The organism is Nocardioides maradonensis (genome assembly GCF_054777115.1).
This window is the reverse complement of the sequence record NZ_BAAHAZ010000002.1, coordinates 264,014-285,817: the sequence shown is the minus strand read 5'-3', so window position 1 is coordinate 285,817 and position 21,804 is coordinate 264,014. Positions and strand designations below refer to the sequence as shown.

The 21,804-nt window shown below is 72.6% G+C and carries 23 protein-coding genes; 10 read left to right on the top strand and 13 right to left on the bottom strand.

Features of this window, described 5'->3' with window-relative positions; translation table 11 throughout:
* The first annotated feature begins 61 nt into the window (after positions 1–61).
* The gene (locus tag ACYVAQ_RS03050; RefSeq protein WP_460786975.1) at positions 62–1,300 is read left to right on the top strand and encodes an MFS transporter; all 1,239 of its coding nucleotides are present in this window, start codon (positions 62–64) and stop codon (positions 1,298–1,300) included.
* Here ACYVAQ_RS03050 and ACYVAQ_RS03045 read toward each other — a convergent pair.
* Both ACYVAQ_RS03045 and ACYVAQ_RS03040 read right to left on the bottom strand, forming a co-directional pair.
* Positions 1,285–1,758, bottom strand: a complete 474-nt coding sequence (locus ACYVAQ_RS03045; protein WP_460786974.1) for a DUF2505 domain-containing protein — start codon at positions 1,756–1,758, stop codon at positions 1,285–1,287. The two genes, ACYVAQ_RS03050 and ACYVAQ_RS03045, sit on opposite strands and share 16 nt — an antisense overlap.
* 38 nt (positions 1,759–1,796) lie before the next feature.
* Entirely contained in the window at positions 1,797–2,696 is a 900-nt protein-coding gene (locus ACYVAQ_RS03040) for a LysR family transcriptional regulator (protein WP_460786973.1), read from the bottom strand.
* Positions 2,697–2,773: 77 nt separating this feature from the next.
* On the opposite strand from ACYVAQ_RS03040, the gene ACYVAQ_RS03035 reads away from it, so the two are divergent.
* Positions 2,774–3,889, top strand: coding sequence for a TDT family transporter (locus ACYVAQ_RS03035; RefSeq protein ID WP_460786972.1), 1,116 nt, complete (start codon positions 2,774–2,776; stop codon positions 3,887–3,889).
* Entirely contained in the window at positions 3,816–5,147 is a 1,332-nt protein-coding gene (locus ACYVAQ_RS03030; RefSeq protein ID WP_460786971.1) for a hypothetical protein, read from the top strand. Before ACYVAQ_RS03035 ends, ACYVAQ_RS03030 begins: the two co-directional genes overlap by 74 nt.
* Positions 5,148–5,150: 3 nt before the next feature.
* Here the strand turns inward: ACYVAQ_RS03030 and ACYVAQ_RS03025 are convergent, their stop codons facing one another.
* The 5 genes from ACYVAQ_RS03025 to ACYVAQ_RS03005 all read right to left on the bottom strand — a co-directional run bounded on the left by ACYVAQ_RS03025 (position 5,151) and on the right by ACYVAQ_RS03005 (position 9,962).
* Positions 5,151–5,444, bottom strand: a complete 294-nt coding sequence (locus tag ACYVAQ_RS03025) for a hypothetical protein (RefSeq protein WP_460786970.1) — start codon at positions 5,442–5,444, stop codon at positions 5,151–5,153.
* Positions 5,445–5,553: 109 nt separating this feature from the next.
* The gene (locus ACYVAQ_RS03020) at positions 5,554–5,901 is read right to left on the bottom strand and encodes a hypothetical protein (RefSeq protein ID WP_460786969.1); all 348 of its coding nucleotides are present in this window, start codon (positions 5,899–5,901) and stop codon (positions 5,554–5,556) included.
* 108 nt (positions 5,902–6,009) lie between these two features.
* Positions 6,010–7,782 carry an urease subunit alpha gene (locus tag ACYVAQ_RS03015; RefSeq protein ID WP_460786968.1) on the bottom strand — a complete coding sequence of 591 codons (1,773 nt, stop codon included), beginning with the start codon at positions 7,780–7,782 and terminating at the stop codon, positions 6,010–6,012.
* Positions 7,779–8,507, bottom strand: a complete 729-nt coding sequence (gene ureA, locus ACYVAQ_RS03010) for an urease subunit gamma (protein WP_460786967.1) — start codon at positions 8,505–8,507, stop codon at positions 7,779–7,781. The genes ACYVAQ_RS03015 and ureA overlap by 4 nt, the downstream gene beginning before the upstream one ends.
* Before the next feature lie 15 nt (positions 8,508–8,522).
* Positions 8,523–9,962: a purine-cytosine permease family protein gene (locus ACYVAQ_RS03005; protein ID WP_460786966.1), complete on the bottom strand. Its 1,440-nt coding sequence runs from the start codon at positions 9,960–9,962 to the stop codon at positions 8,523–8,525.
* Positions 9,963–10,086: 124 nt separating this feature from the next.
* On the opposite strand from ACYVAQ_RS03005, the gene ACYVAQ_RS03000 reads away from it, so the two are divergent.
* Complete coding sequence (locus ACYVAQ_RS03000; protein WP_460786965.1) at positions 10,087–11,076, top strand: LacI family DNA-binding transcriptional regulator; 990 nt, start codon at positions 10,087–10,089, stop codon at positions 11,074–11,076.
* A 92-nt stretch (positions 11,077–11,168) separates the two neighbouring features.
* On the opposite strand, the gene ACYVAQ_RS02995 is transcribed toward ACYVAQ_RS03000, so the two are convergent.
* From ACYVAQ_RS02995 to ACYVAQ_RS02980, 4 genes are all read right to left on the bottom strand, one after another.
* Positions 11,169–11,939 carry a MerR family transcriptional regulator gene (locus ACYVAQ_RS02995; RefSeq protein ID WP_460786964.1) on the bottom strand — a complete coding sequence of 257 codons (771 nt, stop codon included), beginning with the start codon at positions 11,937–11,939 and terminating at the stop codon, positions 11,169–11,171.
* A gap of 168 nt (positions 11,940–12,107) precedes the next feature.
* Positions 12,108–12,896, bottom strand: a complete 789-nt coding sequence (locus ACYVAQ_RS02990) for an ABC transporter permease (RefSeq protein WP_460786963.1) — start codon at positions 12,894–12,896, stop codon at positions 12,108–12,110.
* Positions 12,896–13,651 (bottom strand): ABC transporter ATP-binding protein, encoded by a 756-nt coding sequence (locus ACYVAQ_RS02985; protein WP_460787070.1) that lies wholly within the window; start codon positions 13,649–13,651, stop codon positions 12,896–12,898. Before ACYVAQ_RS02985 ends, ACYVAQ_RS02990 begins: the two co-directional genes overlap by 1 nt.
* A 35-nt stretch (positions 13,652–13,686) precedes the next feature.
* On the bottom strand, positions 13,687–13,977 hold the full coding sequence (locus ACYVAQ_RS02980) for a hypothetical protein (RefSeq protein WP_460787073.1): 291 nt from the start codon (positions 13,975–13,977) through the stop codon (positions 13,687–13,689).
* Positions 13,978–14,284: 307 nt separating this feature from the next.
* Between ACYVAQ_RS02980 and ACYVAQ_RS02975 the strand changes: the two genes are divergently transcribed.
* Entirely contained in the window at positions 14,285–14,758 is a 474-nt protein-coding gene (locus ACYVAQ_RS02975; RefSeq protein WP_460786962.1) for a carboxymuconolactone decarboxylase family protein, read from the top strand.
* A 46-nt stretch (positions 14,759–14,804) separates the two neighbouring features.
* Positions 14,805–15,146 carry a TraR/DksA family transcriptional regulator gene (locus ACYVAQ_RS02970; protein ID WP_460786961.1) on the top strand — a complete coding sequence of 114 codons (342 nt, stop codon included), beginning with the start codon at positions 14,805–14,807 and terminating at the stop codon, positions 15,144–15,146.
* Here the strand turns inward: ACYVAQ_RS02970 and ACYVAQ_RS02965 are convergent.
* Together ACYVAQ_RS02965 and ACYVAQ_RS02960 are read right to left on the bottom strand one after the other, a co-directional pair.
* Complete coding sequence (locus ACYVAQ_RS02965; protein ID WP_460786960.1) at positions 15,053–15,793, bottom strand: ankyrin repeat domain-containing protein; 741 nt, start codon at positions 15,791–15,793, stop codon at positions 15,053–15,055. The two genes, ACYVAQ_RS02970 and ACYVAQ_RS02965, sit on opposite strands and share 94 nt — an antisense overlap.
* Positions 15,794–15,856: 63 nt before the next feature.
* Positions 15,857–17,191, bottom strand: coding sequence for a cation:dicarboxylate symporter family transporter (locus ACYVAQ_RS02960; protein WP_460786959.1), 1,335 nt, complete (start codon positions 17,189–17,191; stop codon positions 15,857–15,859).
* 134 nt (positions 17,192–17,325) lie between these two features.
* Here ACYVAQ_RS02960 and ACYVAQ_RS02955 point away from each other — a divergent pair, with 134 nt between their 5' ends.
* From ACYVAQ_RS02955 to ACYVAQ_RS02940, 4 genes are all read left to right on the top strand, one after another.
* Positions 17,326–18,921, top strand: a complete 1,596-nt coding sequence (locus ACYVAQ_RS02955) for a sensor histidine kinase (protein WP_460786958.1) — start codon at positions 17,326–17,328, stop codon at positions 18,919–18,921.
* On the top strand, positions 18,918–19,604 hold the full coding sequence (locus tag ACYVAQ_RS02950) for a response regulator (RefSeq protein WP_460786957.1): 687 nt from the start codon (positions 18,918–18,920) through the stop codon (positions 19,602–19,604). The genes ACYVAQ_RS02955 and ACYVAQ_RS02950 overlap by 4 nt, the downstream gene beginning before the upstream one ends.
* Positions 19,605–19,692: 88 nt before the next feature.
* Positions 19,693–20,913, top strand: a complete 1,221-nt coding sequence (locus ACYVAQ_RS02945; RefSeq protein WP_460786956.1) for an arylsulfotransferase family protein — start codon at positions 19,693–19,695, stop codon at positions 20,911–20,913.
* Positions 20,914–20,959: 46 nt separating this feature from the next.
* Positions 20,960–21,529 carry an NUDIX hydrolase gene (locus ACYVAQ_RS02940; protein ID WP_460786955.1) on the top strand — a complete coding sequence of 190 codons (570 nt, stop codon included), beginning with the start codon at positions 20,960–20,962 and terminating at the stop codon, positions 21,527–21,529.
* Positions 21,530–21,804 lie beyond the last annotated feature (275 nt).

Below are 21,804 nucleotides of genomic sequence, written 5' to 3'. Positions count from 1 at the left end.
GTTCGGAGCCGTGCCGATATCGGATGGCCGGCCGATCTGCCTCGACCGTAGCCTCTGGTCCGTGCCCGCCCCCGACGTCCCTGACATCGCCGACGTCCAGCGCCGCACCCTCGCCGTGGTCGTCACCGGCCAGGTCCTCGGCGGCGCCGGGCTGGCCGCCGGCATCACGGTCGGGGCGCTGCTGGCCCAGGACATGCTCGGCTCCGACGGGCTCGCCGGCCTCCCGATCGCGCTGTTCACCCTCGGCTCGGCGCTCACCGCCTACCTCGTCGGCCGGATCAGCCAACGCGCCGGCCGCCGGGTCGGCCTCGGCCTCGGCTTCGCGGCCGGCGGTGTCGGCGCGCTCGGTGTCGTGCTGGCGGCCGCGCTGGACAGCGTCCCGCTGCTCTTCCTCTTCCTGTTCGTGTACGGCGCCGGCAGCGCCACCAACCTGCAGGCCCGGTACGCCGGCACCGACCTCGCCACGCCCGCGACCCGCGGCCGCGCGATCAGCACCGCCCTCGTCGCGACGACGGCCGGAGCGGTGGCGGGGCCGAACCTCACCGAGCCCCTCGGCCACCTCGCGCACCACCTGGGTCTGCCGCCGCTGGCCGGCCCGTTCCTGCTGGCGGGCGTCGCCTACCTGGCCGCCGGCACCGCCCTGTTCGTCCTGCTCCGACCGGACCCGCTCCTCCTCGCCCGCAGCCTGACCGACGCGACAACACGGGATGCGTCGACCGACGTACCGAACAGGCGGATCCCGGCCGGCGCCTCCCTCGGCGCCACGATCATGGTGCTCACCCAGATCGCGATGGTGGCGATCATGACGATGACGCCGGTGCACATGCGCGAGTTCCACCACTCGGTGGGTGACGTGGGCGTGGTGATCGGCCTGCACATCGCCGCGATGTACCTGCCCTCGCCGCTCACCGGCCTGCTCGTGGACCGGCTCGGCCGAGTGCCGATGGCGGTGGCCTCGGGCGTGGTCCTGCTCGCCGCGGGCGTCGTCGCGGCCACGTCACCGGGTGGCTCGATGACCCTGACGGTCCTCGCGCTCGTGCTGCTCGGGCTGGGCTGGAACCTCGGCCTGATCTCGGGCACCGCCATCGTCGTCGACGCGACGTCACCCGCCGATCGGCCGCGCACCCAGGGCACCATCGACGTCCTCGTCGCCCTGTCCGGCGCGGGTGGCGGCGTGCTGTCGGGCGTCGTGGTCGCGGTGAGCAGCTATGCCGCGCTGTCGCTCGGCTGCGGTCTGCTGGCGCTGGGCCTGGTGCCGGTCCTCGCCCTCACCCGGAGCGCGGTTCAGCCGGCCAGGTAGGCGACGCCGACGGCGTGCTCCTTGTCGAAGCCCTCACCGGTCAGGTCGCACACGAGCTTCTCGATCTTGCCGCCCACGAGCGGCACGCTCGCCTTCACCTCGAGGTCGTAGGTCACGACGGCGCCGTCCCCCTGGGCGGCCACCCGGACGGTCCCGGACATCGAGGTCGGCTTGCCCGGGGTGTCCACGGCGTAGGACGCCTGCGCGCCCGTCCACGACGCCGTGATGATCGCGCGGGTGCTGTCGCCGACGAACTTCTTCGCGAATGACGGCACCCCGACCACGGCCTGCTGCTGGTCGGTCACCACCTCGACCTCGTCGCCCGACCCCGTCACCGTGGTCGCGCTGGAGATCGCCGCGGTCGCCTCCGCCACCCCGTCCCAGTACGCCGGATCCTGCAGCATGGCGAGCACGTCGGCGACGGGGGCGGCGTAGGCGAGGTCACGGGTCAGGCGCATGCGCCCATCATGGCTGAAACACGTTCTACCGACCAGCGCTACTGACCGCGGCGCGCGATCGCCAGCAGGTCCCGCACCGGCCCCGCCGGCGGCCGCGGGCCGCCGATCCACGCGGCCCGGAACTCTCGGGTCAGGTCCAGGTCGACCGGGACGGAGACCAGCGTGCCGAGCTCGACGTCGGCACGTGCGGCCTGCGCCGACACGAAGGCGGGCGGCCCACCGGCGCGGACCGCGGCCAGGATCGCGGCGTTGGTGGCCAGCTCGACCTCGGGCTCCGCGAGCCGCCTCCCCGCGTCCGCCATCGCCGCCTCGACGACCGCCCTGGTCCCCGAGCCGCGCTCGCGGCAGATGAGGGCCCGCTTGGCGAGGTCGCCGGCGCCGACCGGCCGCCGCCGTCGCGCCCACGCGTCGTCGACCGCGGCGACCAGCACCAGCTCGTCGACGCCGACCACGACGGTGGACAGGCCGGCCAGGTCGTCGGGTCCCTCGATGAAGCCCAGGTCGGCCTCGCCCCGGCGTACCGCTGCGACGACCTCGCCGGAGTTGGCGGCTCGCAGGCTGACCGTGACGTCGCGGGTCTGCCGGAGCCGGACGAGCCAGCGCGGCAGCAGGTACTCCGCCGTCGTCATCGACGCGTGCACGTGCAGCTCCTCGGAGCGACCGCGGCGCAGCGTCGCGAGGGCCACCTCGATCTCGGCGGCCCGCGAGAGCAGGTCGTTGCTCCACTCGACCATCAGCCGGCCGGCGGGCGTGAGCACGGACCCGCGCGGAGCGCGCTGCACGAGGACCAGCCCGGTCTGCGTCTCCATCGCCCGGATCCGCTCCGACGCCGACTGCTGGGAGATCCCGTTCGCCCGGCCCGCGGCGCCGATGCTGCCGAGCCGCGCCACGTCGACGAGCAGCCGCAGCGAGGGCAGGTCCGGGAGCGTCGTCGCCATGGTCACAGGCTAGCCCTGTGGGGCCACAGCGAAGCGGTCCCTACTGCGGCGCGCCCCCGACGACGACGCTGGAGGACATGAGGATCCCCTACGGCCCGAACTGGTACGCCGCCGTCATGGGCACCGGCATCGTCGCCGTCGCCCTGGTCGGCCTGCCCGTCGCCGTGCCCGGCGCGACCAGCGTCGCGCTCGGGTTCTGGGTCGCGGCTGCCGCACTGCTCACCGCGATCACCGCGGTGCTGGTGCGCGAGTGGCGCCGGGATCCCGTCCTCCTCCGTCGTCAGTACGACGACCCGCAGCTCTCCCACTTCTACGGCGCTCCCGCGATGGCGCTGATGACCGTGGGCGCGGGCGCGCTCGCCGTGGGGCACCGGCTGATCGGGGCCGACGCAGCCCTCGCCCTCGACGGCACGCTCTGGACGTCCGGCACCCTGCTCGGCCTGTGGACCGCGGTGGCCGTGCCGTTCCGCGCGATCACCGCCCACGAGGTGCGCGACGACAGCGCGACCGGCGGCTGGCTGATGCCGGTCGTGCCGCCGATGGTGTCCGCCACCGTCGGCGCCGGCCTCGTCCCGCACCTCCCGGCCGGTCAGCCGCAGCAGACGCTGCTGCTGCTCTGCTACGCGATGTTCGGCCTCACCGTCGTGGCCGGCCTGCTCGTGCTCACCCAGCTCTGGCAGCGCCTGGTCCGGTACGGCGACCTCGCCCCGGCCGCCGTGCCGACCGTCTGGATCGTGCTCGGCTTCCTCGGCCAGTCGACCACGGCTGCCCACCACCTGGGCGCGATCGCGCCGACCGTCGTCCCCACCTACGGCCACGCCCTCGCCATGCTGGCCGTGGTCTACGGCGTCCCAGTGTGGGGGTTCACCCTCCTGTGGACCGCGCTGGCGCTGTCGCTGACGATCCGCCAGGTCCGCGCCGGGCTGCCCTTCGCGCCGACCTGGTGGTCGTTCACCTTCCCGATCGGCACCGTCGTCACGGGCACCAGCGCGCTGGCCGCCGCGACCAGCCTGGATCTGTTCCGCTACGCCGCCGTGCTCGTCATGCTCGGCCTGCTCACCGGCTGGCTGGTCGCTGCGACCGGCACCCTCCGGGCGTTCGTGCCCGTAGCGTGGCCTCATGGACGAGCACCTGCTCCTGCTACGACATCTGACCGCCTGGGCCGACAGCAAGAGGCGATCCTTCGACCCTGATCTCCTCACGGAGATCCTGGAGCTCCGCGACCGGTACGACGACCTGCCCTACGGCGAGTGGCCGGCCGGCAGTGCGGAGCGCCTGCTGCTCGTCACCTGGCCCGCCTACGGCGACAACCTGCCGGAGTCCGACCTGCTGGCCGAGACCCTCGACACCTACTGGGGCTTCCTGCGGGCGACAGGTCGGATGAACGCGCGATCCGCCAGTCCGGCGGACCTGCGCAAGGAGACCCGCCGCGCCCTCCCCAAGATGGCAGCGGCGTACGACGACCCCGCGAACCACTCGCAGTCCCGGGTGCTGCAGTCGTTCGGCAACAGCATCGGGATCTCGCTCGACGGGGCAGAAACCGTCGAGGAGCTCCAGCAGCGGATGGACCAGATCACGGCCGCCTGGAATGCACTGCCCCAGGACGAGCGCATCCGACTGATGCCGGACCCCTCACCGAAGAGCACCCGTGCTGCGGCGTACACGGCCCAGGCCAACGCGCTCGTCCCTGAGCCTGAGAGTGCCGACGAGATGATGGAGCCCGGCGAGCTCGCCGTGTCCGCCGAGAACGCGCGGAGCTCTGGATTCGTCCGCGACTGCCTCCGGCTCGCCGACTGGGCGGCGGACGGCCGGAAGGAGCTGACCACCCGTGGCCTCCTCCGTCCGGCGATCGCCCGGGAGGCCTACGAGTTCCTCGACCTCTGGCCGTGGGAACGCGGCTACGAGGCGCTGCAGTACCCGCCCTTCCGCGATCCGGAGCTCGCCCGGCCCGAGGTCGACGCCGTCCGGGCCGAGGCGTACCTCAACGCGTGGAAGAGCGCCGGTGACTGCCTCCCTCTCGACCGGCTCTGGTTCGCCCTGACCAGTGCGGAGCTCATCGACGAGACCCGCACCCGCGCCGTTCGCAGGCGGCCCGACCCCGAGACCGACGAGGAGTGGCGCAACCTCGCCCTGACCCTGACGATGGGCCTGTGTCTGCGGCTCGGCTCCTATGCGATCGAGCCGCTCACCGGCGTACTCCTGACAGGACTGGTTGCTGACGCTCCGACGCCGCTCGCCGACATCGAGGCCTGGTGGGACTCCCGGTGCCCTGACGTGTTGCGCGACCTCGAGGGAGTCGGTTGGCAGACCCGGCTCGATGGAGTCTGGTACCTCTTCGCGGACTGCAACCTGTGGACCGTGGACGACCGCCGCTACGCCCTGACCGACCTCGGTCGCGACTTCGCACTCACCTACGTGAGCGCGCTCGACGACGGGCTGTTCGACCGCTGAGGGCTACGCCGCCGGCAGGCCCAGGAGGTGGCGCTTGACGAGCGCCATGTCCTCCTCGAGAGGCTTGAGCCGAAGGTCGACGACCTCGGCGACGTGGTCGAGCTTGGTCTCGAAGGCGTCCATCCGCGTGCTCAGCGCGTCGATCCGACCATCGATCCGCACTTGGAGCGGGAGGAGGTGATCACCGATGCGACGATCTATCCTCGTATCCAGGTTGTGCACCACCCAGCGCAGCATCGCGGCGGTGCCCGCGAGCACGGTGATGACGGCGACGGCCGCCGCGAGCCAGGTGTTCACGCTCTCCATTGTGCCTTCTCCCGAGCCGACGATCGAGCCCGACGAGAGTAGGTCGATCCCAACTCCGTGAGCAATGTGCACGCACGGCACCTGTGGACGGGTCAGCAGCTCAGCGCGCCGGCAGCAGCGCGGTCAGGGTCCGCCGCAGCCAGTCGCCGTACTGCTCCGGCGACCACCCCGTCGTACGCCGCAGCAGCAGGTGCGTCTCGGCCTGGCCGCTGAGCGCCACCGTCTCCCGCTGCCAGTCCGGGTCGTCCGCCGCCACCGCGAGCCCGTCGCGGCAGGCGGCGTCGACGAAGGCGTGCAGCAGCTGCCGGGTCGCGGCGCGGCCGGCCGTGAACGCCTCGACCAGCTCCGGCTCCCCGGACTGTGCCTGCAGCGCGACCTCGAAGAGGTCGGCGGCACGGCCCATCAGCGCGACCGTCCCACCGACGAGGGCGTCGATCCGGACGGCCACGAGGTCCGGTTCTACACGACCGACCACCACACGGCGGTGCCCACCGACGGGCCGATGGTCATCGACGACCCGGTCGGCACCGAGGCGGAGCGGGAGCGCGCCTACCGGTCACAAGAAGTACAGGCGGTTCAGTGACACCGACTCGGCGGGCGGGGAGTCGACGAGCTCGCCCTCGAAGGTGACCCGGCCGGCGGGCGAGACGTCGACCGTCCCGAGCCGGGCGTTGCGGACCAGGTCGGCGGGACCGATGCCGCGCGTGTGCTTCACCCCGACCCGCCGGCGCCGCGTGGGCAGGCCGTCGGCCGGGGAGCCGAGCGAGGCCGCCGCAGCCGCGGCCTGCGACACGAAGGCGACCGACAGCTCGGCGGGTGCGGCGCCGTACGCACCGAGCTGCTTGTCGATGACCAGCGGCTGGCTGGTGTCGGTGGAGGCGTTGGGGTCGCCGACCACGCCGTACGCCGGGAACCCCGCCTTGATGACGAGCTGCGGCTTGGCTCCGAAGTGGTCGGGCCGCCACAGCACGATGTCGGCGAGCTTGCCGACCTCGATCGACCCGACCTCGTGGGCCAGGCCGTGCGCGATGGCGGGGTTGATGGTGAGCTTCGCGATGTAGCGCAGGACCCGGATGTTGTCGTCGTCGCCGTCGCCCTCGAGCGCGCCGCGCTCGACCTTGTTCTTGCCGGCCATCGCGAAGGTACGCCGGACCGTCTCGCCCGCGCGGCCCATGCCCTGGGCGTCCGACGAGGTGATGCCGATGACCCCGAGATCGTGCAGGACGCCCTCGGCGCCCATCGTCCCGGCGCGGATCCGGTCGCGGGCCATCTCGGCGTCGCCCGGCAGGTCGATCTTCAGGTCGTGGGCCGACACGATCATCCCGAAGTGCTCCTCGAGCGCGTCGCGCCCGAACGGCAGGGTCGGGTTGGTCGAGGAGCCGATCACGTTGGGGACGCCCGCCATCTTCAGGACGTTCGGCACGTGGCCGCCGCCGCAGCCCTCGATGTGGAAGGCGTGGATGGTGCGGCCCTCGAGCACCGCGAGGGTGTCCTCGACCGACAGGCACTCGTTGAGGCCGTCGGTGTGCAGCGCGACCTGCACGTCGTGCTCCTCGGCGACCCGGAGCGCCGTGTCGAGGGCGCGGGTGTGCGCGCCCATGTCCTCGTGCACCTTGAAGCCGCAGGCGCCGCCCTCGACGAGCGCCTCGACCAGGGGCGCCTCGACCGAGGACGATCCGCGCGCGAGGAAGCCGATGTTCACCGGCCATGCGTCGAACGCCCCGAACGCGTGCCCCAGGGCCCACGGCGAGTTCACGCCGACGCCCCAGACCGGCCCGAACTCCTGGGCGATGATCGTGGTGACGCCCGAGGCCAGCGAGGCCTCCATGATCCGCGGCGAGAGCAGGTGCACGTGGGTGTCGATCGCTCCGGCGGTCGCGATCAGGCCCTCACCGGACACGATGGTCGTGCCGGTCGAGGTGACCACCTCGACGCCGGGCGTGGTGTCCGGGTTGCCCGCGCGCCCGATCGCGACGATCCGGCCGTCCTTGATGCCGATCGAGGTCTTGCGGATCCCCTGGACCGCGTCGATGACCACGACGTTGCTGATGACCACGTCGCAGGTCTCGTGCAGCGACCTGCCCTGCAGGTGCATGCCGTCGCGCGCGGTCTTGCCGAAGCCCGCGAGGAACTCGTCGCCGGGGTGCTGGGAGTCCGACTCGACCCGCACCACGAGCCCGCTGTCGCCGAGACGCACCCGGTCGCCGGCGCGCGGGCCGTGGGTGGCGATGTAGTCGGCCGGGTCCTGGTCGGCCCAGGAGCCGATCGGGCCGACCTGGCCGTGGCAGCCCTGCATCGAGTGCATCCGGTGGTCGTCGCTCCTGGTCATCGCGTGCCCTCCTCGTCGTCGGCGCCGTCGGCCTCGTCGAAGGTCGTCAGGTAGCCACAGGCGCGCGCCTTCTCCAGCGCGGCCGCCGCGGCACCGGGGGCGTCGAGCGGTCCGTCGACCAGACCCGCGAACCCGATCGCGACCCGGTCACCGCCGATCGGCACCAGCTCCACCCCGACGACTGCTCCGGGGTCGAAGCGGACCGACGAGCCGGCCGGCACGTGCAGCCGCATCCCGTACGCCGCTGCCCGGTCGAAGGCCAGCCGCGGGTTGGTCTCGAAGAAGTGGAAGTGCGAGGTGACGGTGATCGGCACGGCGGCGGTGTTGCGCACCGAGAGCTCGACCGCGGCGGGCGGCACGGCGTACCCCTCCCCCTCGCCGGCGATCGCGGCCCCGGGCGCCTCCGCGCCGAGCGAGCCGGCGCCGCGGAACGGGTCCTCGATCACGCACAGCCGGGTGCCGTCGTCGAAGACGGCCTCGACCTGCAGGCTCGGCAGCAGGTCCGGTACGCCGGGCAGCACGTCGTCCGCGGAGAGCACGCTGCGCGCGGCGTCGATAGCCTCGGCCAGCCGGGCCCCGTCGCGCGCCCTCTCGCAGGCGGTGTCCGCGATCAGCGCCGTCGCCTCGGGCAGGTTCAGCCGCAGACCACGGGCGCGGCGCGCGCGGGCCAGCTCGGCCGCGGTGAAGATGAGCAGCCGGTCGCGCTCGGTGGGGGTGAGCCGCATCGTCGTACCTCCAGGTCAGTGCGCACCGTGGTGCAGCGGCAGGACGCCCTCCTCGACCACGAGCAGGCGCTCGCCCTCGAGGTCGATCCGCCGCGAGAACAGCCAGTAGAGCAGACCGGCGACGGGCAGGCCGACGAACATCGAGTAGTCGACGTCGCCCAGCCGGTGCGCGATGAACCCGGTGAACGGGGTGGTCACGAAGAACGGCACCATGATCGCGGTCGAGAGCAGGTAGGCGGCGATGCCGTTCCAGCCCCAGCGGCCGTACATGCCGCGCGGGTTGAAGATCTCGCGGATCACGTAGGCGCCCCGGCGGACGAAGAAGTAGTCGACCAGGTTGATCGCGGTCCACGGCGTGAACAGGTAGGCCAGGAAGATCAGCGCGTTGCCGTAGAAGGAGTTGAACCGGTCGACGCCGACGGTCTGCGCCACGACGAAGACGATGAGCGCCATCGCCACGATCGTCGCTGCGCGCAGCCGGCGGCCGCTGCGGGCCGGGCGGAACGAGTCGATGATCGAGATCATGCTCAGCGATCCGCCGTACTGGTTGATGGCCATGATCGCGAGCAGGCCGACGAACAGCAGGAACGAGACGAGCCAGCCGAGGCCGGGCGCCAGCGAGTCGCCGATCGCGGTGAACGCCTTGACCGGGTCCGGCTCGTCGGGCGCGAGCGCGGCGACGGCCGAGCCGAGCGCGAACACCCAGATCGCGGAGACCGCGCTCGGCAGGTAGGTCCACCAGAACGTCGAGCGGGTGCCGGTGGTGGCGGGCAGGTAGCGCGAGTAGTCGGAGACGTACGGCGCCCAGCCGAGCTGGAAGCCGGCCACGATGACGAAGACGGTCATGACCGCGGCGAAGTGGAACGGACCGGGCTTCCAGAGCGCGGCCGTGTTCGCGACGTTGGCGACCACGGCGATGGTCAGGATGACGAGCGCGACCACCATCGGGATGGCCAGCCAGTGCTCGACGTGGTGGATCCAGCGGTAGCCGTAGAGGGCGATCACGGCGGCGACGAGGGCGGCGAGCGCGTAGCCGAGCGTGCTGCTCGGGACGTGGAAGAGGTGCTGGGCGGCCGCGCCGGAGAGCAGCGCGTCGGAGGTGTTGTAGGCGACGTAGTTGACCAGGGCGAAGACCCAGACCGTGAGCGCCGCGCCCAGGTAGCCGAACTGCGGCCGGGACTGGACGAGCTGCGGCAGGCCGAGCTGCGGACCCTGCGAGGAGTGGAACGCCATGAAGAAGGTGCCGAACAGCGATCCGACGAACGTCGCGACCACGGTCCAGAACAGCCCGGCGCCGACCGCGAGGGTGGCGACGCCGGTGGACATCCCGGTGAGGTTGATGTTGGCGACCCACCAGATGGCGCCGAGCGAGGACACCTTGCCGTGGCGCTCCTCGTTCGGGATCCAGTCGATCGCGTGCTGCTCGATCCCGGTGTCGGTGGCGTGCTCGGTCATGCGGTGTCCTCCGTCGGCTGTGCCGGAACGTTCCGGCACTACGTCGAGGCTACGAACGTTCGCGCCCGGATGAAAACCGGGGGTCTCGGATCCCGAGACGTGGCCACCCTCTAACCTCGACCGGGTGACCCGCCCGACCCTCCACGACGTCGCCCGTCAGGCAGGGGTCTCGACGACCACCGCGTCCGACGCGCTCTCGGGCCGCGGCCGGGTCTCCGAGCGCACCAAGGACCGGGTCCGCGCCGCCGCGGAGGAGCTGGGCTTCGTGCCCAGCAGCACCGCCCAGCACCTGCGCCGCGCCCGGGTCGGGGCCATCGGGCTGTACCTGCCCGAGCTCACGACGAGCATGAATTACTACACGCAGGTGACCTCCGGATGCCTGCGCCGCGTCCACGAGGCCGGCTACGACCTGACGCTCCTCGCACCCGCCACCGCGGACCGCTCGCAGGGCAACCCGCGCGTCGACGGCATCGTGATGATCGACCCGGTCGCCGGCGACGTGACCATCGAGCAGCTCGCCCGCGCTCGTCTGCCCATCGTCACCGGCGAGCGCAGCCGCCGGCTCGACCTGGACCCGGCCGGCGTCGTACGCGTCGACCACGAGCAGGTCATCACCACGGTGCTCGACCACCTCGCCGCGCGGGGCGCCCGTAGGCCCGTCCTGCTCGCGCCCGCCGACGGCTCGGACTGGGCCGCCTCGCTGCGCCGCGGCCACACCCGTTGGTGCACCGCTGCCGGCATCGAGCCGACGATCGCGACGGTCGCCTTCGCCGCGGGTCCGGACGAGATCACCGCGCTGGTGCGGGAGATCCTGCGCAACACCCCCGAGGTCGACGCGATCGTCTCGGCGCCCGACGCCGCTGCCCTCGGGGTCGCGGGCGCCGCCGCCGAGCTCGGCCGCACCATCGGCACCGACCTGCTCGTCGCCTCGTGCGTCGACAGCCCCGCCATGGAGCTCGCCAGCCCGCGGATCACCGCCGTCGACCTGCACCCGCTGGAGTTCGGCCGCGCGTGCGCCGACCTCCTGGTCGACCTGCTCGAGGAACGGGCCGGTCGCGGCGAGGAGCGGGTGCGCGGGTTCGACCTGGTGGTCCGGGCGTCGACCCGCGGCTGAGCACGCCGGGACGTCATACGGAGGGAGCACTGGAGCGCTCCCTCCGTATGACGTCCGCGGGCATCAGCGGGCGCGCCGGATGTGACCGGGGCCTAGCGAGGCCCGATTCGCTCCAGCCGGGTCCACCCCGTCCAGCCCCGCTCCTCCAGCAGTGCCAGCAGCCGCGGGGCCATCGGCACCAGGTCGAGGAAGAGCGAGTCGAGCAGCGCCACCAGCTCGTCGGGGATCGCCGCACCCTGCCAGGCCTCCTCGTCCGCGGGGTCCGCGGCCTCGATGGAGGCCACGAGGGCGTCGACCAGCCCCACGATCCGCGGGTCGTCGGGCGCCCAGGTGATCGCGTCGGCCAGCTCGGTGTAGAGCGCGGCCGTCGCCGGGTCGTCGAGCTGGGTGTTCTTCAGCTCCATGAACAGCCCCATGTGCTCGGGGGTCTGGGCCGCGACCATGATCCAGGCATCCCGCTCGCCGGCGATCAACCGCTCGTCGATGCCCATCGCCCGCAGCCGCGCCAGGTACGCCGCCGCCTCGGCCGGCAGCGCCAGGTTGTCGCCGGCCGCCAGCTGGGCGATCCGCTCCCGGTGCCGCCGCCGCTCCCGGATCTCCGCGCGCAGCCGCCGGTCGATCTCCGCCACCGCGACGGCGAACTCCGCGTCATCGGCGTCGAGCAGCTCCGCCACCCGCGCGAGCGGTACGCCGGCCTCGGCCAGCGTGCGGATCTTGATCAGCTCGGCGACTGCCCGGGCGTCGTACCGCCGGTAGCCGGAGTGGTCGCGCTCGGGCTCGGGCAGCAGGCCCTTGGCGTGGTAGTGCCGGACGGCGCGGATCGTGACGCCGGCGTACGACGCGAGCTCTCCGATCGTCAGCATGGCCGTGTCTCCCTGTCCTCGGCGGGTGCCAGCGTCGTTCGGGTGGTGCGATCGCAAGGCGGCGTCGCGATGGCATACCGGGTCGTCTTCCGAGCGGCGGCAACGCAGCGAGCGTGCCGCCCGGGCGGCGCTGGCGCCGCCACGGGACAGGGAGACACGGCCATGGGATCAGCGTGCCGCAGGGCGGATGAAGAGGCGCAGCGCCCACGCGGCGCTCACCGCCGTGATGAACAGGCACCACCCGATCGTCCAGGCGAGGTCGCTGCCCGGGTCCCCGCCGGCCAGGTAGGCCCGCAGCGTCTCGATGACCGGCGTGAACGGCTGGTGCTGCGCCACCCAGGCCAGACCGGGCGCCATCGAGCCGGTCGGCACGAACGCGCTCGACAGGAACGGCAGCAGCATGAGGAACATCGGGGTGTTGCTGGCCGTCTCGACGCTGCCCGCGGCCAGGCCGAGGGCGACGCAGAGCCAGGTCAGGGCGATCGCCAGGAGCGTCAGGACGCCGATCGCGCCGACCCAGCCGTCCACGCCGGAGTGCGGCCGGAAGCCCAGCGCGAGGGCGAGCGCGAGCACCGCACCGACGGCGATCGCGGTCTGCACGAGCGCGGCCAGGACCAGCCCGGTGAGGACCGACGACCGCGCGATCGGCAGCGTCTTGAACCGGTCGATGATGCCCTCGGTGGAGTCCTTGGCCGCGTAGATCGCGATGCTCAGCGCCACCGACGACACCGTGATGACGAGGATGGCGGGCGACACGTAGGCCAGGTAGGCGCCGCGTCCACCCCCACCGGGCAGCCCGGCGCCCATGGTGCCGCCGAAGACGTAGACGAAGAGCAGCAGGAAGAGCACCGGCTGGGCGATCAGCATGATCGTCAGGGACGGGTAGCGCAGCATGTGCAGCAGGTTGCGGTGGAGCATGGTGCGCGCGTCGCGCACGGCGTAGGCGACGGTGGACATCACACGGCCTCCTTCTCGGCGGTCGGGTCGAGCTCGGTCAGGGCGAGGAAGACGTCGTCGAGGGTGTCGCGGCCGGCCTGCGCCTTGAGCTCGGCCGGCGTGCCCTCCGCGACGAGCCGGCCGCCGTGCAGGACCCCCACGGTGTGCGCGAGCTGGTCGGCCTCCTCGAGGTACTGGGTGGTGAGGAAGATCGTCACGCCGTCGGCCAGCAGCTCACGGACGATCTCCCACAGGTCGCGCCGGCTGCGCGGGTCCAGTCCGGTGGTCGGCTCGTCGAGGAAGATCAGCCGCGGCCGGCTCACCAGCGTCATGGCCAGGTCGAGGCGCCGCTTCATCCCGCCGGAGTACGTCGCCGCGCGCCGGTCTGCCGCGTCCACGAGGCCGAACCGGACGAGCAGCTCCTCGGCCCGCGCGCCGGAGTCGGGACGGGAGAGGTGCGCGAGGTCGGCCATCAGCCGGAGGTTCTCCCGGCCGGTGAGCAGCTCGTCGATGGCCGAGAACTGCCCGGTGACGCCGATCCTGCGGCGTACCTGGTCGGCCTGGCGACGTACGTCGGCGCCCGCGACCTGCACCTCACCCTCGTCGGCGGCGAGCAGCGTGGAGCAGATGGTGACGGTGGTGGTCTTGCCGGCGCCGTTCGGCCCGAGCAGGGCGTAGACGGTGCCGGCGGGGACGGTGAGGTCGAGACCGTCGAGGACGGTGGTGGCGCCGTACGCCTTGCGGAGTCCGGTGATCCGGAGGGCTGGAGTGGTCATGTCCGCAAGCGTCGGGGGTTGACGCTGCGTCAAGGTCAAGCCCCGAGATCGAGCTCCTTGCCGAGCCGCTCGAACAGGACAGGTTCGGTGTAGGCCTCGATCTCCACGATCCGGCCGCCCACCACCGTGAAGACCATGACGCTGAACAGCGCCCCGCCGAGGGTGATGACCACACCCGCGCTGCCGTTGACGAGCGCCGGATGCACCGCGCGATCGGGGTGGGCGTACATGATCGCGTTGCCGGCGACCCGCTCCGCGCCGAGGTACGCCGTGATGCCCGCGCCTGCGTCCGACCGCAGCACGACCTCCGGATCGAGGACCCCCACGAGCCGCTCGAAGTCGCCCTCGTGGGCGGCGGCGAAGAAGGCGTCGACGACCTCGCGCTGGCGGACGGGGTCGCGCTCGGCGGCGGAGGCCCCGCGTCCTCGCTCGGCTCAGTCGCAGCCAGGTCTCCCCGACGGCGTCCTCGGCCTCGCTGGTCGAGCTGAGCATCCGGTAGGCCACCCCGAACAGGTGGCGGCGGTGCTCCTCGAAGCGCTCGGCCAGCCCGTCGTCGTACGCCATCCGGTCCCTCCCGAGAAGAATGCTCGGCCAACCTGTCACATCCCACCGACAGCGCGTGTCAGTGATGACATGACCACCATCGAACCCCGCATGCCCAACCCCGCCACGATCCTGCCGCAGGCCTACAAGGGCATCGGCAACCTGCTCGCCGCCTCCGCGTCGGGCGGCCTGCCCGCCACCACCATCGAGCTGGTCGCGCTGCGCGTCAGCCAGCTCAACGGCTGCGCCGCCTGCATCCAGGGCCACGTCATGACCGGACCGACCGCCGGCCTGACCACCTCGCAGATGGTCGGCCTGGCCGCGTTCCGCGAGTCCCCGTTCTTCGACGAGGCCCAGAAGGCCGCGCTCGAGCTCGCCGACGCGCTCACCCGGCTCGCCGGCGCCACCGACGCCGTCCCCGACGAGCTGTGGCGCGAGGTGACCAAGCACTACGACGAGACCCAGGTCGCCGCGCTCATCATCACGATCGCCACCCACAACCTGTTCAACCGGATCAACATCGCGGTGCGGGAGGACGCGCAGCACCCGTTCTGGACGCGGTGATCCCTCGGCCCCACGCGGCGTCCTTCCCCGACGCTAGGGTCGGGGGATGGACGCCGGCGCGGTGCAGGCCGCCCTCTCCCACGAGGAGCAGCGGTGGCAGCGGCGGGTGCAGGAGCTCGCTTCCGAGGTACGCCAGTTCCACGACGCGTCGCGCGACACCAACGCCGACGACGAGCACGACCCGGAGGGCGCCACGATCGCCTTCGAGCGCGAGCGATCCGCCGGCCTCCTCACGGCCGCCCGCCACCAGCTCGAGGAGATCGCCGCGGCGCGCCGGCGCCTGGCCGACGGCAGCTACGGACGCTGCGAGGTGTGCGGCGAGAGGATCCCGTCCGGACGGCTGCAGGCCCGGCCCACCGCGCGGACCTGCGTGGCCTGCGCCGGCTGACGGCGGGCTACCCCGCGGTCGGCCAGGGTTCCGCTCCCGTAGTCCGGGGTGTACGACGTGTCAGCGCCCCGCTCGACCAACAGCTCGGCCGTGCGCCGCTGCCCTCCGCCGCAGGCGTGCCAGAGCGCCTGGTCGAGGTCCTCCTGCGCCGGCGCGGGCAGGGCGTCCAGGAGCTCGGCGAGCCGGTCGGTCATCCCGAGCGCCGCCGCGTGCCAGGGCTTGTCGACACGGGCGCCGCTCGCGACGAGCAGCCGCGCCACGTTCCAGCAGCCGTAGCCGATCGCGTTGTCCAGCGGCGTGCCGATGGAGCCGTCGGGAGCCTCGAGGTCCGCTCCGGCCTCGACGAGGACCCGGGCGACGTCCGCGTCGTCGCTGCTGGCCGCCCAGTGCAGCGGTGTCTCGCCCGTCCCGTCCGGCCCTCGTACGTCGAGCTCCGCGCCTGCCGCGACGAGGATCCGCGCGACCTCGGGTCCGTTCGGGAAGTACCCCGGCCAGTCCGTCACCACGTGCAACGGGCTCCTGCCCTCCTTCGGGCCGAGCCACCACGTTACGAGGTCCGGGTGCTCGGTGAGCAGCGCCCGCAGCCGCTCGGCCTCGCCCCACCGGATGGCGACGTAGGCGTTCAGCAGGTCGTCATCGGTCGGCACGGGCCCGACGCTACGCCTCGGCTCAGGGCTCGTCGGCCGACGACGAGCCCGGCACCCCGGCGCTCAGGCGGGTACCGGCGCGACCGGTCGGGGTGCCGCGGCCGGCTCGGGCAGCGCGGCCGCGCCCTCGTCGTACGGCTCCAGCCCCGCGAGGACGCTGTCGAGCCGAGCCCGGTCCAGGCTTCCGGTCCACTGCCCGACGAGGACCGTGGCGATCGCGTTGCCGGCGAAGTTCGTCAGCGCACGCGCCTCCGACATGAAGCGGTCGATGCCGACGATCAGGCCGACACCGTCGACGAGCTCGGGCCGGTGCGAGCTCAGACCGCCGGCGAGCGTGGCCATGCCCGCGCCCGTCACGCCGGCCGCGCCCTTGGAGGCGATCATCATGAAGACCAGCAGCGACACCTGGGCGCCGAGCGAGAGCGGCTCGCCCATCGCCTCGGCGATGAACAGCGAGGCCATGGTCAGGTAAATCGCGGTGCCGTCCAGGTTGAAGGAGTAGCCCGTGGGCACGACCACGCCGACGGTCGCGCGGTCGACGCCGGCGTGCTCCATCTTGGCCATCAGCCGCGGGAGCGCCGACTCCGAGGACGACGTCGACAGGATCAGCAGGAACTCCTTGCCGAGGTAGCCGAGCAGCCGCAGGACGTTGATCCGGGTGGTGACCCACAGCAGCGTGCCCAGGACGCCGAACACGAACAGCGCGCAGGTCACGTAGAAGCCGACCATCAGCACGGCGAGGCTCGTCAGCGCGTCGACGCCGGTGCTGCCGACGACGGAGGCCATGGCGCCGAAGGCGCCGATCGGCGCGGCCCACATGATCATCGCCAGGATCCGGAAGACGAGCCTCTGGGCGTGACCGACCGCGGTCACGACAGGAGCGCCCGCCGAGCCGAGGCCCTGGACGGCGAAGCCGACGAGCAGCGCGATGAGCAGCGTCTGCAGCACCTCACCGGAGGTGAGCGCGGACAGCATCGAGGTGGGGATGATGCCGAGCAGGAAGTCGGTGGTGCCGCCCGCGTCGGTCGCGACCTGGGCCTGCCCGGCTCCGGCGATGGCGCCCGTCACCCGCAGCCCGTCACCCGGGTGGAGGAGGTTGCCGACCACCAGGCCGATGCCGAGCGCGACGGTGGACATGGCCGTGAAGTAGGCGAGGGCCAGCCCGCCCACCTTGCCGACCTTCGCCGCGCTCGAGACCGAGCCGACGCCGAGGACGATCGTGCAGAAGATGACCGGCTGGATCATCATCTTGATCAGCGCCACGAAGCCCTTGCCGAGCGGCGCGAGCTGCACGGCGAAGCTGGGCGCTGCCAGGCCGACGACGATGCCGAGCGCGACGGCGGCCAGCACGGCCGGGTAGAGGTACTTGGTCCGGTTCCTGGGAGCGGCGGTGCTCACGACGTTCCTCCTTGCTGCGGGCCGGCCCGGTGCCGTCCCCTCGGCGCACCACCTTCCGCGCAGATGTGACCGTGGTCACCCTTGTGGTCGTTGTGTTCGCGGCCCGCCCCCGCGGCCGGTGGAACAATCCGGTCATGGCCCGCGCCTCCTCGTCCGGTCGCCTGCACCGCGCCGGCGAACCGTCCCTCGCGCGGCAGATGCTGGTGCTGCAGGTCGTCGTCGTGCTGCTGCTCGGAGCAGCGGCGATCGCCCTGGCGGCGTACGACGCCCGCCACGACGCCCGCGCGGACGCGACCCACGAGGTGACCGGTGTGGCGACCACGTTCGCGGCGTCGCCGGACCTCCTCGCCGCGGTGCAGACGCGCACGCCGAGCCGGGTGGTGCAGCCGCTGGCCGAGTCCGTACGGCACGCGACCGGTGTCGACTTCGTGACCGTGATGTCGATGAGCCGGATCCGCTACAGCCACCCGAACCCGGCCGAGATCGGCAAGCGGTTCATCGGCGACGTCGGCGACGCGCCGCAGGGCCACGTCTTCACCGAGGAGTACGCCGGCACGCTCGGCCCGTCGGTCCGTGCAGTCGCTCCCATCCGGGACGCGCACGGCAAGGTCGTCGCGATGGTGGCGGTGGGGATCACGGTGTCGGCGATCGACCGGCGGATGACCCGCACCCTGCTGGTGATCGTGGCCGCCTCGGCCGGGGTGCTGCTGCTCGGCCTCGCGGGCACCTGGCTGGTGTCGCGCCGGGTACGCCGCCAGACCCACGGGCTCAGCGCCGACGAGCTCGGCCGGATGTACGAGTTCTACGCGGCCGTCCTCGGCGCCATGCGCGAGGGTCTCGTGCTGCTCGACGACGCGGGCCGCGTGCAGCTCACCAACGACGAGGCGCGCCGGCTGCTGGACCTCCCCGAGGACGTCGTCGGGCGTCGCTTCGACGACCTCGGCCTGGCTCCCGGCCTGGTCGGCACCGCCCTCGGCGCCACCGCCAGCAGCGACCACCTGTACGCCGCCGGCGACCGGCTCGTCCTGGTCAGCTCCTCCCCGGCGACCTGGGAGGGTCACGAGGTCGGCGCCGTCGTGACGCTGCGCGACCAGACCGAGCTGCGCGCCGCGACCGGCGAGCTCGAGCTCGTCCGGGGCCTCACCGACTCCCTGCACGCGCTCACCCACGAGGCCGCCAACCGGCTGCACACCGTGGTGTCCCTGATCGAGCTCGGCCGGCCCACCGACGCGCTGGAGTTCGCCACCGCCGAGCTGCAGCTGAGCCAGGACCTCACCGAGCGCCTCGTCGCCGCTGCCGGCGATCCCGCGCTCACCGCGCTGCTCGTCGGCAAGACCGCGGAGGCGGCGGAGCGCGGGATCGACCTCGCCGTCGAGGGCGAGCTCCCCGACCTCGGCGGCATCGCGGGTCGCGACCTCGTCACCGTCGTCGGCAACCTGGTCGACAACGCCTTCGAGGCCGTCACGGCTGCGCCCGAGCGGAAGGTCCGCGTCCGCTTCTCGTACGCCGACGGCGCCGTGATCGAGGTCGACGACAGCGGCCCCGGGCTGACCCCCGAGCAGGCCGAGCACGCCCTGACCCGTGGCTGGTCGACGAAGGCCGAGGCCGGGCACGGGCTCGGGCTGGCGCTCGTCTCCGGCGTCGCGCGCCGGCACGGTGGCGAGGTGACGATCGACCGCTCCGACCTGGGTGGCGCGCGCTTCCGGGTCACCCTGGCGGCGGACCGATGAGCGCGCTGCCGCCGATCCGGGTGCTCGTGGTCGAGGACGAGGCGATCGCGGCCGAGGCGCACGCGGCGTACGTCCGACGGCTCGACCGTTTCACCCTCGTCGGCGTCGCCCACAGTGCCGCGGACGCGGTCCGGCTGCTGCGCCGCGAGCCGGTCGACCTGCTGCTCCTCGACCTGCACCTGCCCGACGGCCACGGGCTCGCCCTCCTCCAGCGGCTCCGCGCCGAGGGCGTCCTCGCCGACGTCATCGCGGTGACCTCCGCCCGCGACAAGGACGTCGTCCGCCGAGCGGCGACCCAGGGGGTCGCGAACTACCTGCTCAAGCCGTTCACCTTCGCGGGCTTCCAGGCCAAGCTCGAGCAGTACGCCGCCTACCGCGCCCAGCTCGCCGAGTCCGCGCAGTCCGTCGTCCAGGGCGAGATCGACGCGATGTTCGACGCGCTGCACCGACCGGCGACCACGCTGCCGAAGGGGATGAGCGCGGAGACGCTGACCGCCGTGCTGGCCGCGCTCCGGGACACCGGCGCCGCCCTGTCCGCCTCCGAGATCGCCGCCCGCACCGGGACCTCGCGCGTCACCGCCCGGCGCTACCTCGAGCACCTCGCGGACCGCGGCGAGGTGACCCGCGGGCACCGCTACGGCGCCGGGCGTCCCGAGGTGGAGTACCGCCTGCAGCAGCGCTGAACACCCCCGACGACGGCTTCGGCGGTTCTGCTAGCGTCCTTCTAGTCTAGTAAGTCACTAGACATTGATGGTTCTCGAGGAGACCCCCATGCTCACCACCCCGCGGATCGGCCGCCTGGCCACCCTCGCCACCGCCGCCGTCGCGACGCTCGCCGTGGCCGTCCCCGCCTCCGCCACGCCCACCGCCCCGCCGGTGACCGTCACGACCGACAGCCTCGGCGCGCACGCGGGCGGCGACATCTTCGTGGCGCCGTACTCCTTCGGCGGGTCGGGCTACGCCAACGCCGCCGAGATCCTGAGTCCCGACGGCAGCAGCGTCGTCTGGTCCCACCCCGCCGACCCCGGTACGACGATCGCCGACTTCCGCACCCAGACCTACCGCGGCCGTCCGGTCCTCACCTTCTGGCAGGGCAAGGGCCTCGGCGGCCTGGCCACCGGCACCGACTACATCTACGACGACCACTACCGGAAGATCGCCGAGGTGCACGCGGGCAACGGGCTCAGCGCCGACGGCCACGAGTTCCTCATCACCCGCCGCAACACCGCGCTGGTGCTGGCGTACACGAGGTCGACCGCGGACCTCACGTCGATCGGCGGCCCCGCCGACCAGGCCGTCATCAACGGCGTCGTGCAGGAGATCGACATCCGCACCGGCAAGGTCCTCTTCGAGTGGAACAGCGCCGACCACGTGCCGTACGCGGAGAGCCACCAGCCGCTGCCGGCCAGCGCGAGCACCCCGTGGGACTGGTTCCACGTGAACGCGGTCAAGGTCGACAGCACCGGCAACCTGCTCATCGACGCCCGCAACACCTGGACGGCGTACGACGTCGACCGGCGTACCGGCGCGATCAACTGGAAGCTCGGCGGCAAGAACAGCTCGTTCACGCTGCGCGCCGCGGACGGCACCCGGCTCAACGACGCGGGCGACATCTTCGCGTGGCAGCACGACGCCGAGGACCACGGCAACGGCGTGTTCACCGTCTTCGACAACGAGTCGGCGGGCACCGCGAACACCGGCCAGAACGCCTCGAGCGAGTACCCGAGCAGCCGCGTCACCACCGTCCGGCTCGACATCCGCCGTCACACCGCCACCCTGGTGAAGGAGTACGACGAGCCCACCACCTCGCTCGCGTCCTCGCAGGGCAACGCCCAGGTGCTCGACAACGGCGACATCCTCACCGGCTGGGGCTCGCTCAACCACCTCTCCGAGTTCAGCCCCTCCGGCGACGTGGTCTTCGACGCGTCGTACCCGGCCGGGTACGTCAGCTACCGCGCCTACCGGCTGCCCTGGCACCCGGCCGCCGACTGAGCCCTGCCGAACGCGTGGCGGGGGGTCGTTCTGTGACGATGGTGTCGTGAGCGACTCCCCCCACACGTTCGTGCCGGTGCCGCCGGCCGAGCGACCGCGACGTACCCGCCGCACCGCCCGGGTGCTGCTCGTCGACGACCGCGACCGGCTGCTGCTCCTCGCCGACTCCGACCCCGGGCTGCCCGGCTCCGGCTGGTGGATCACCCCGGGCGGCGGCATCGACCCGGGCGAGACCGACCTCGAGGCCGCGGTCCGCGAGCTCGCCGAGGAGACCGGGCTCCGGGTCACGCCGGAGGAGCTGCTCGGCCCGGTCCTGGTACGCCGCGTCCTCCACGGCTACACCGACGTGGTCATCGACCAGGAGGACGTCTTCTACGCCTGCTGGGTGCCCGCCTTCGAGGTCTCCGACGCAGGCCACACCGAGGACGAGCGGCTCACGCTGACCGCGTGGCGCTGGTGGTCCCGCGACGAGCTCGCCACCACCGACGAGCTCGTCTGGCCGGTGTCGCTGCTGGAGATGTGGGCCGACGCCGACGCCCGCCGCACCTCCGGGGATCGCAGCCGGCCCCCGGGCGACGGCGGCCTGGTCGAAGAGTCGTCGGTGCCGGTGGGCTGATGTCGAGATGCAGCGGAGATTGACGGCCTTTCCGCAGGGGATTCGAACGAAACGGGCCGCATCTCGAGTGGCCGTCAATGTGGACGGGCGGGCTCTCATCCGAGGACCGCATTCGAGGAAGTACGGTGAACCCGATGGGCCGGATCCTCGCTGGGACGACATTTGGTCGGGCCGCGTATGCTGGGGTCGAGACCGCAACCTGCGAGGGTCGGCCGTCCCTGCATCGGGATCGCCGTTATCGACTAGGTAGGTGCGGCAATCTTGAGGCGGTGGCG

Excerpts from the sequence above, each read along its gene's own strand:
- ACYVAQ_RS03045 (WP_460786974.1), bottom strand. The coding sequence starts at position 1,758 with ATGCGCCTGACCCGTGACCTCGCCTACGCCGCCCCCGTCGCCGACGTG.
- ACYVAQ_RS03040 (WP_460786973.1), bottom strand. The coding sequence starts at position 2,696 with ATGGCGACGACGCTCCCGGACCTGCCCTCGCTGCGGCTGCTCGTCGAC.
- ACYVAQ_RS03035 (WP_460786972.1), top strand. The coding sequence starts at position 2,774 with ATGAGGATCCCCTACGGCCCGAACTGGTACGCCGCCGTCATGGGCACC.
- ACYVAQ_RS03030 (WP_460786971.1), top strand. The coding sequence starts at position 3,816 with ATGGACGAGCACCTGCTCCTGCTACGACATCTGACCGCCTGGGCCGAC.
- ACYVAQ_RS03015 (WP_460786968.1), bottom strand. The coding sequence starts at position 7,782 with ATGACCAGGAGCGACGACCACCGGATGCACTCGATGCAGGGCTGCCAC.
- ureA (WP_460786967.1), bottom strand. The coding sequence starts at position 8,507 with ATGCGGCTCACCCCCACCGAGCGCGACCGGCTGCTCATCTTCACCGCG.
- ACYVAQ_RS03005 (WP_460786966.1), bottom strand. The coding sequence starts at position 9,962 with ATGACCGAGCACGCCACCGACACCGGGATCGAGCAGCACGCGATCGAC.
- ACYVAQ_RS02995 (WP_460786964.1), bottom strand. The coding sequence starts at position 11,939 with ATGCTGACGATCGGAGAGCTCGCGTCGTACGCCGGCGTCACGATCCGC.
- ACYVAQ_RS02990 (WP_460786963.1), bottom strand. The coding sequence starts at position 12,896 with ATGTCCACCGTCGCCTACGCCGTGCGCGACGCGCGCACCATGCTCCAC.
- ACYVAQ_RS02985 (WP_460787070.1), bottom strand. The coding sequence starts at position 13,651 with ATGACCACTCCAGCCCTCCGGATCACCGGACTCCGCAAGGCGTACGGC.
- ACYVAQ_RS02975 (WP_460786962.1), top strand. The coding sequence starts at position 14,285 with ATGACCACCATCGAACCCCGCATGCCCAACCCCGCCACGATCCTGCCG.
- ACYVAQ_RS02970 (WP_460786961.1), top strand. The coding sequence starts at position 14,805 with ATGGACGCCGGCGCGGTGCAGGCCGCCCTCTCCCACGAGGAGCAGCGG.
- ACYVAQ_RS02955 (WP_460786958.1), top strand. The coding sequence starts at position 17,326 with ATGGCCCGCGCCTCCTCGTCCGGTCGCCTGCACCGCGCCGGCGAACCG.
- ACYVAQ_RS02950 (WP_460786957.1), top strand. The coding sequence starts at position 18,918 with ATGAGCGCGCTGCCGCCGATCCGGGTGCTCGTGGTCGAGGACGAGGCG.
- ACYVAQ_RS02945 (WP_460786956.1), top strand. The coding sequence starts at position 19,693 with ATGCTCACCACCCCGCGGATCGGCCGCCTGGCCACCCTCGCCACCGCC.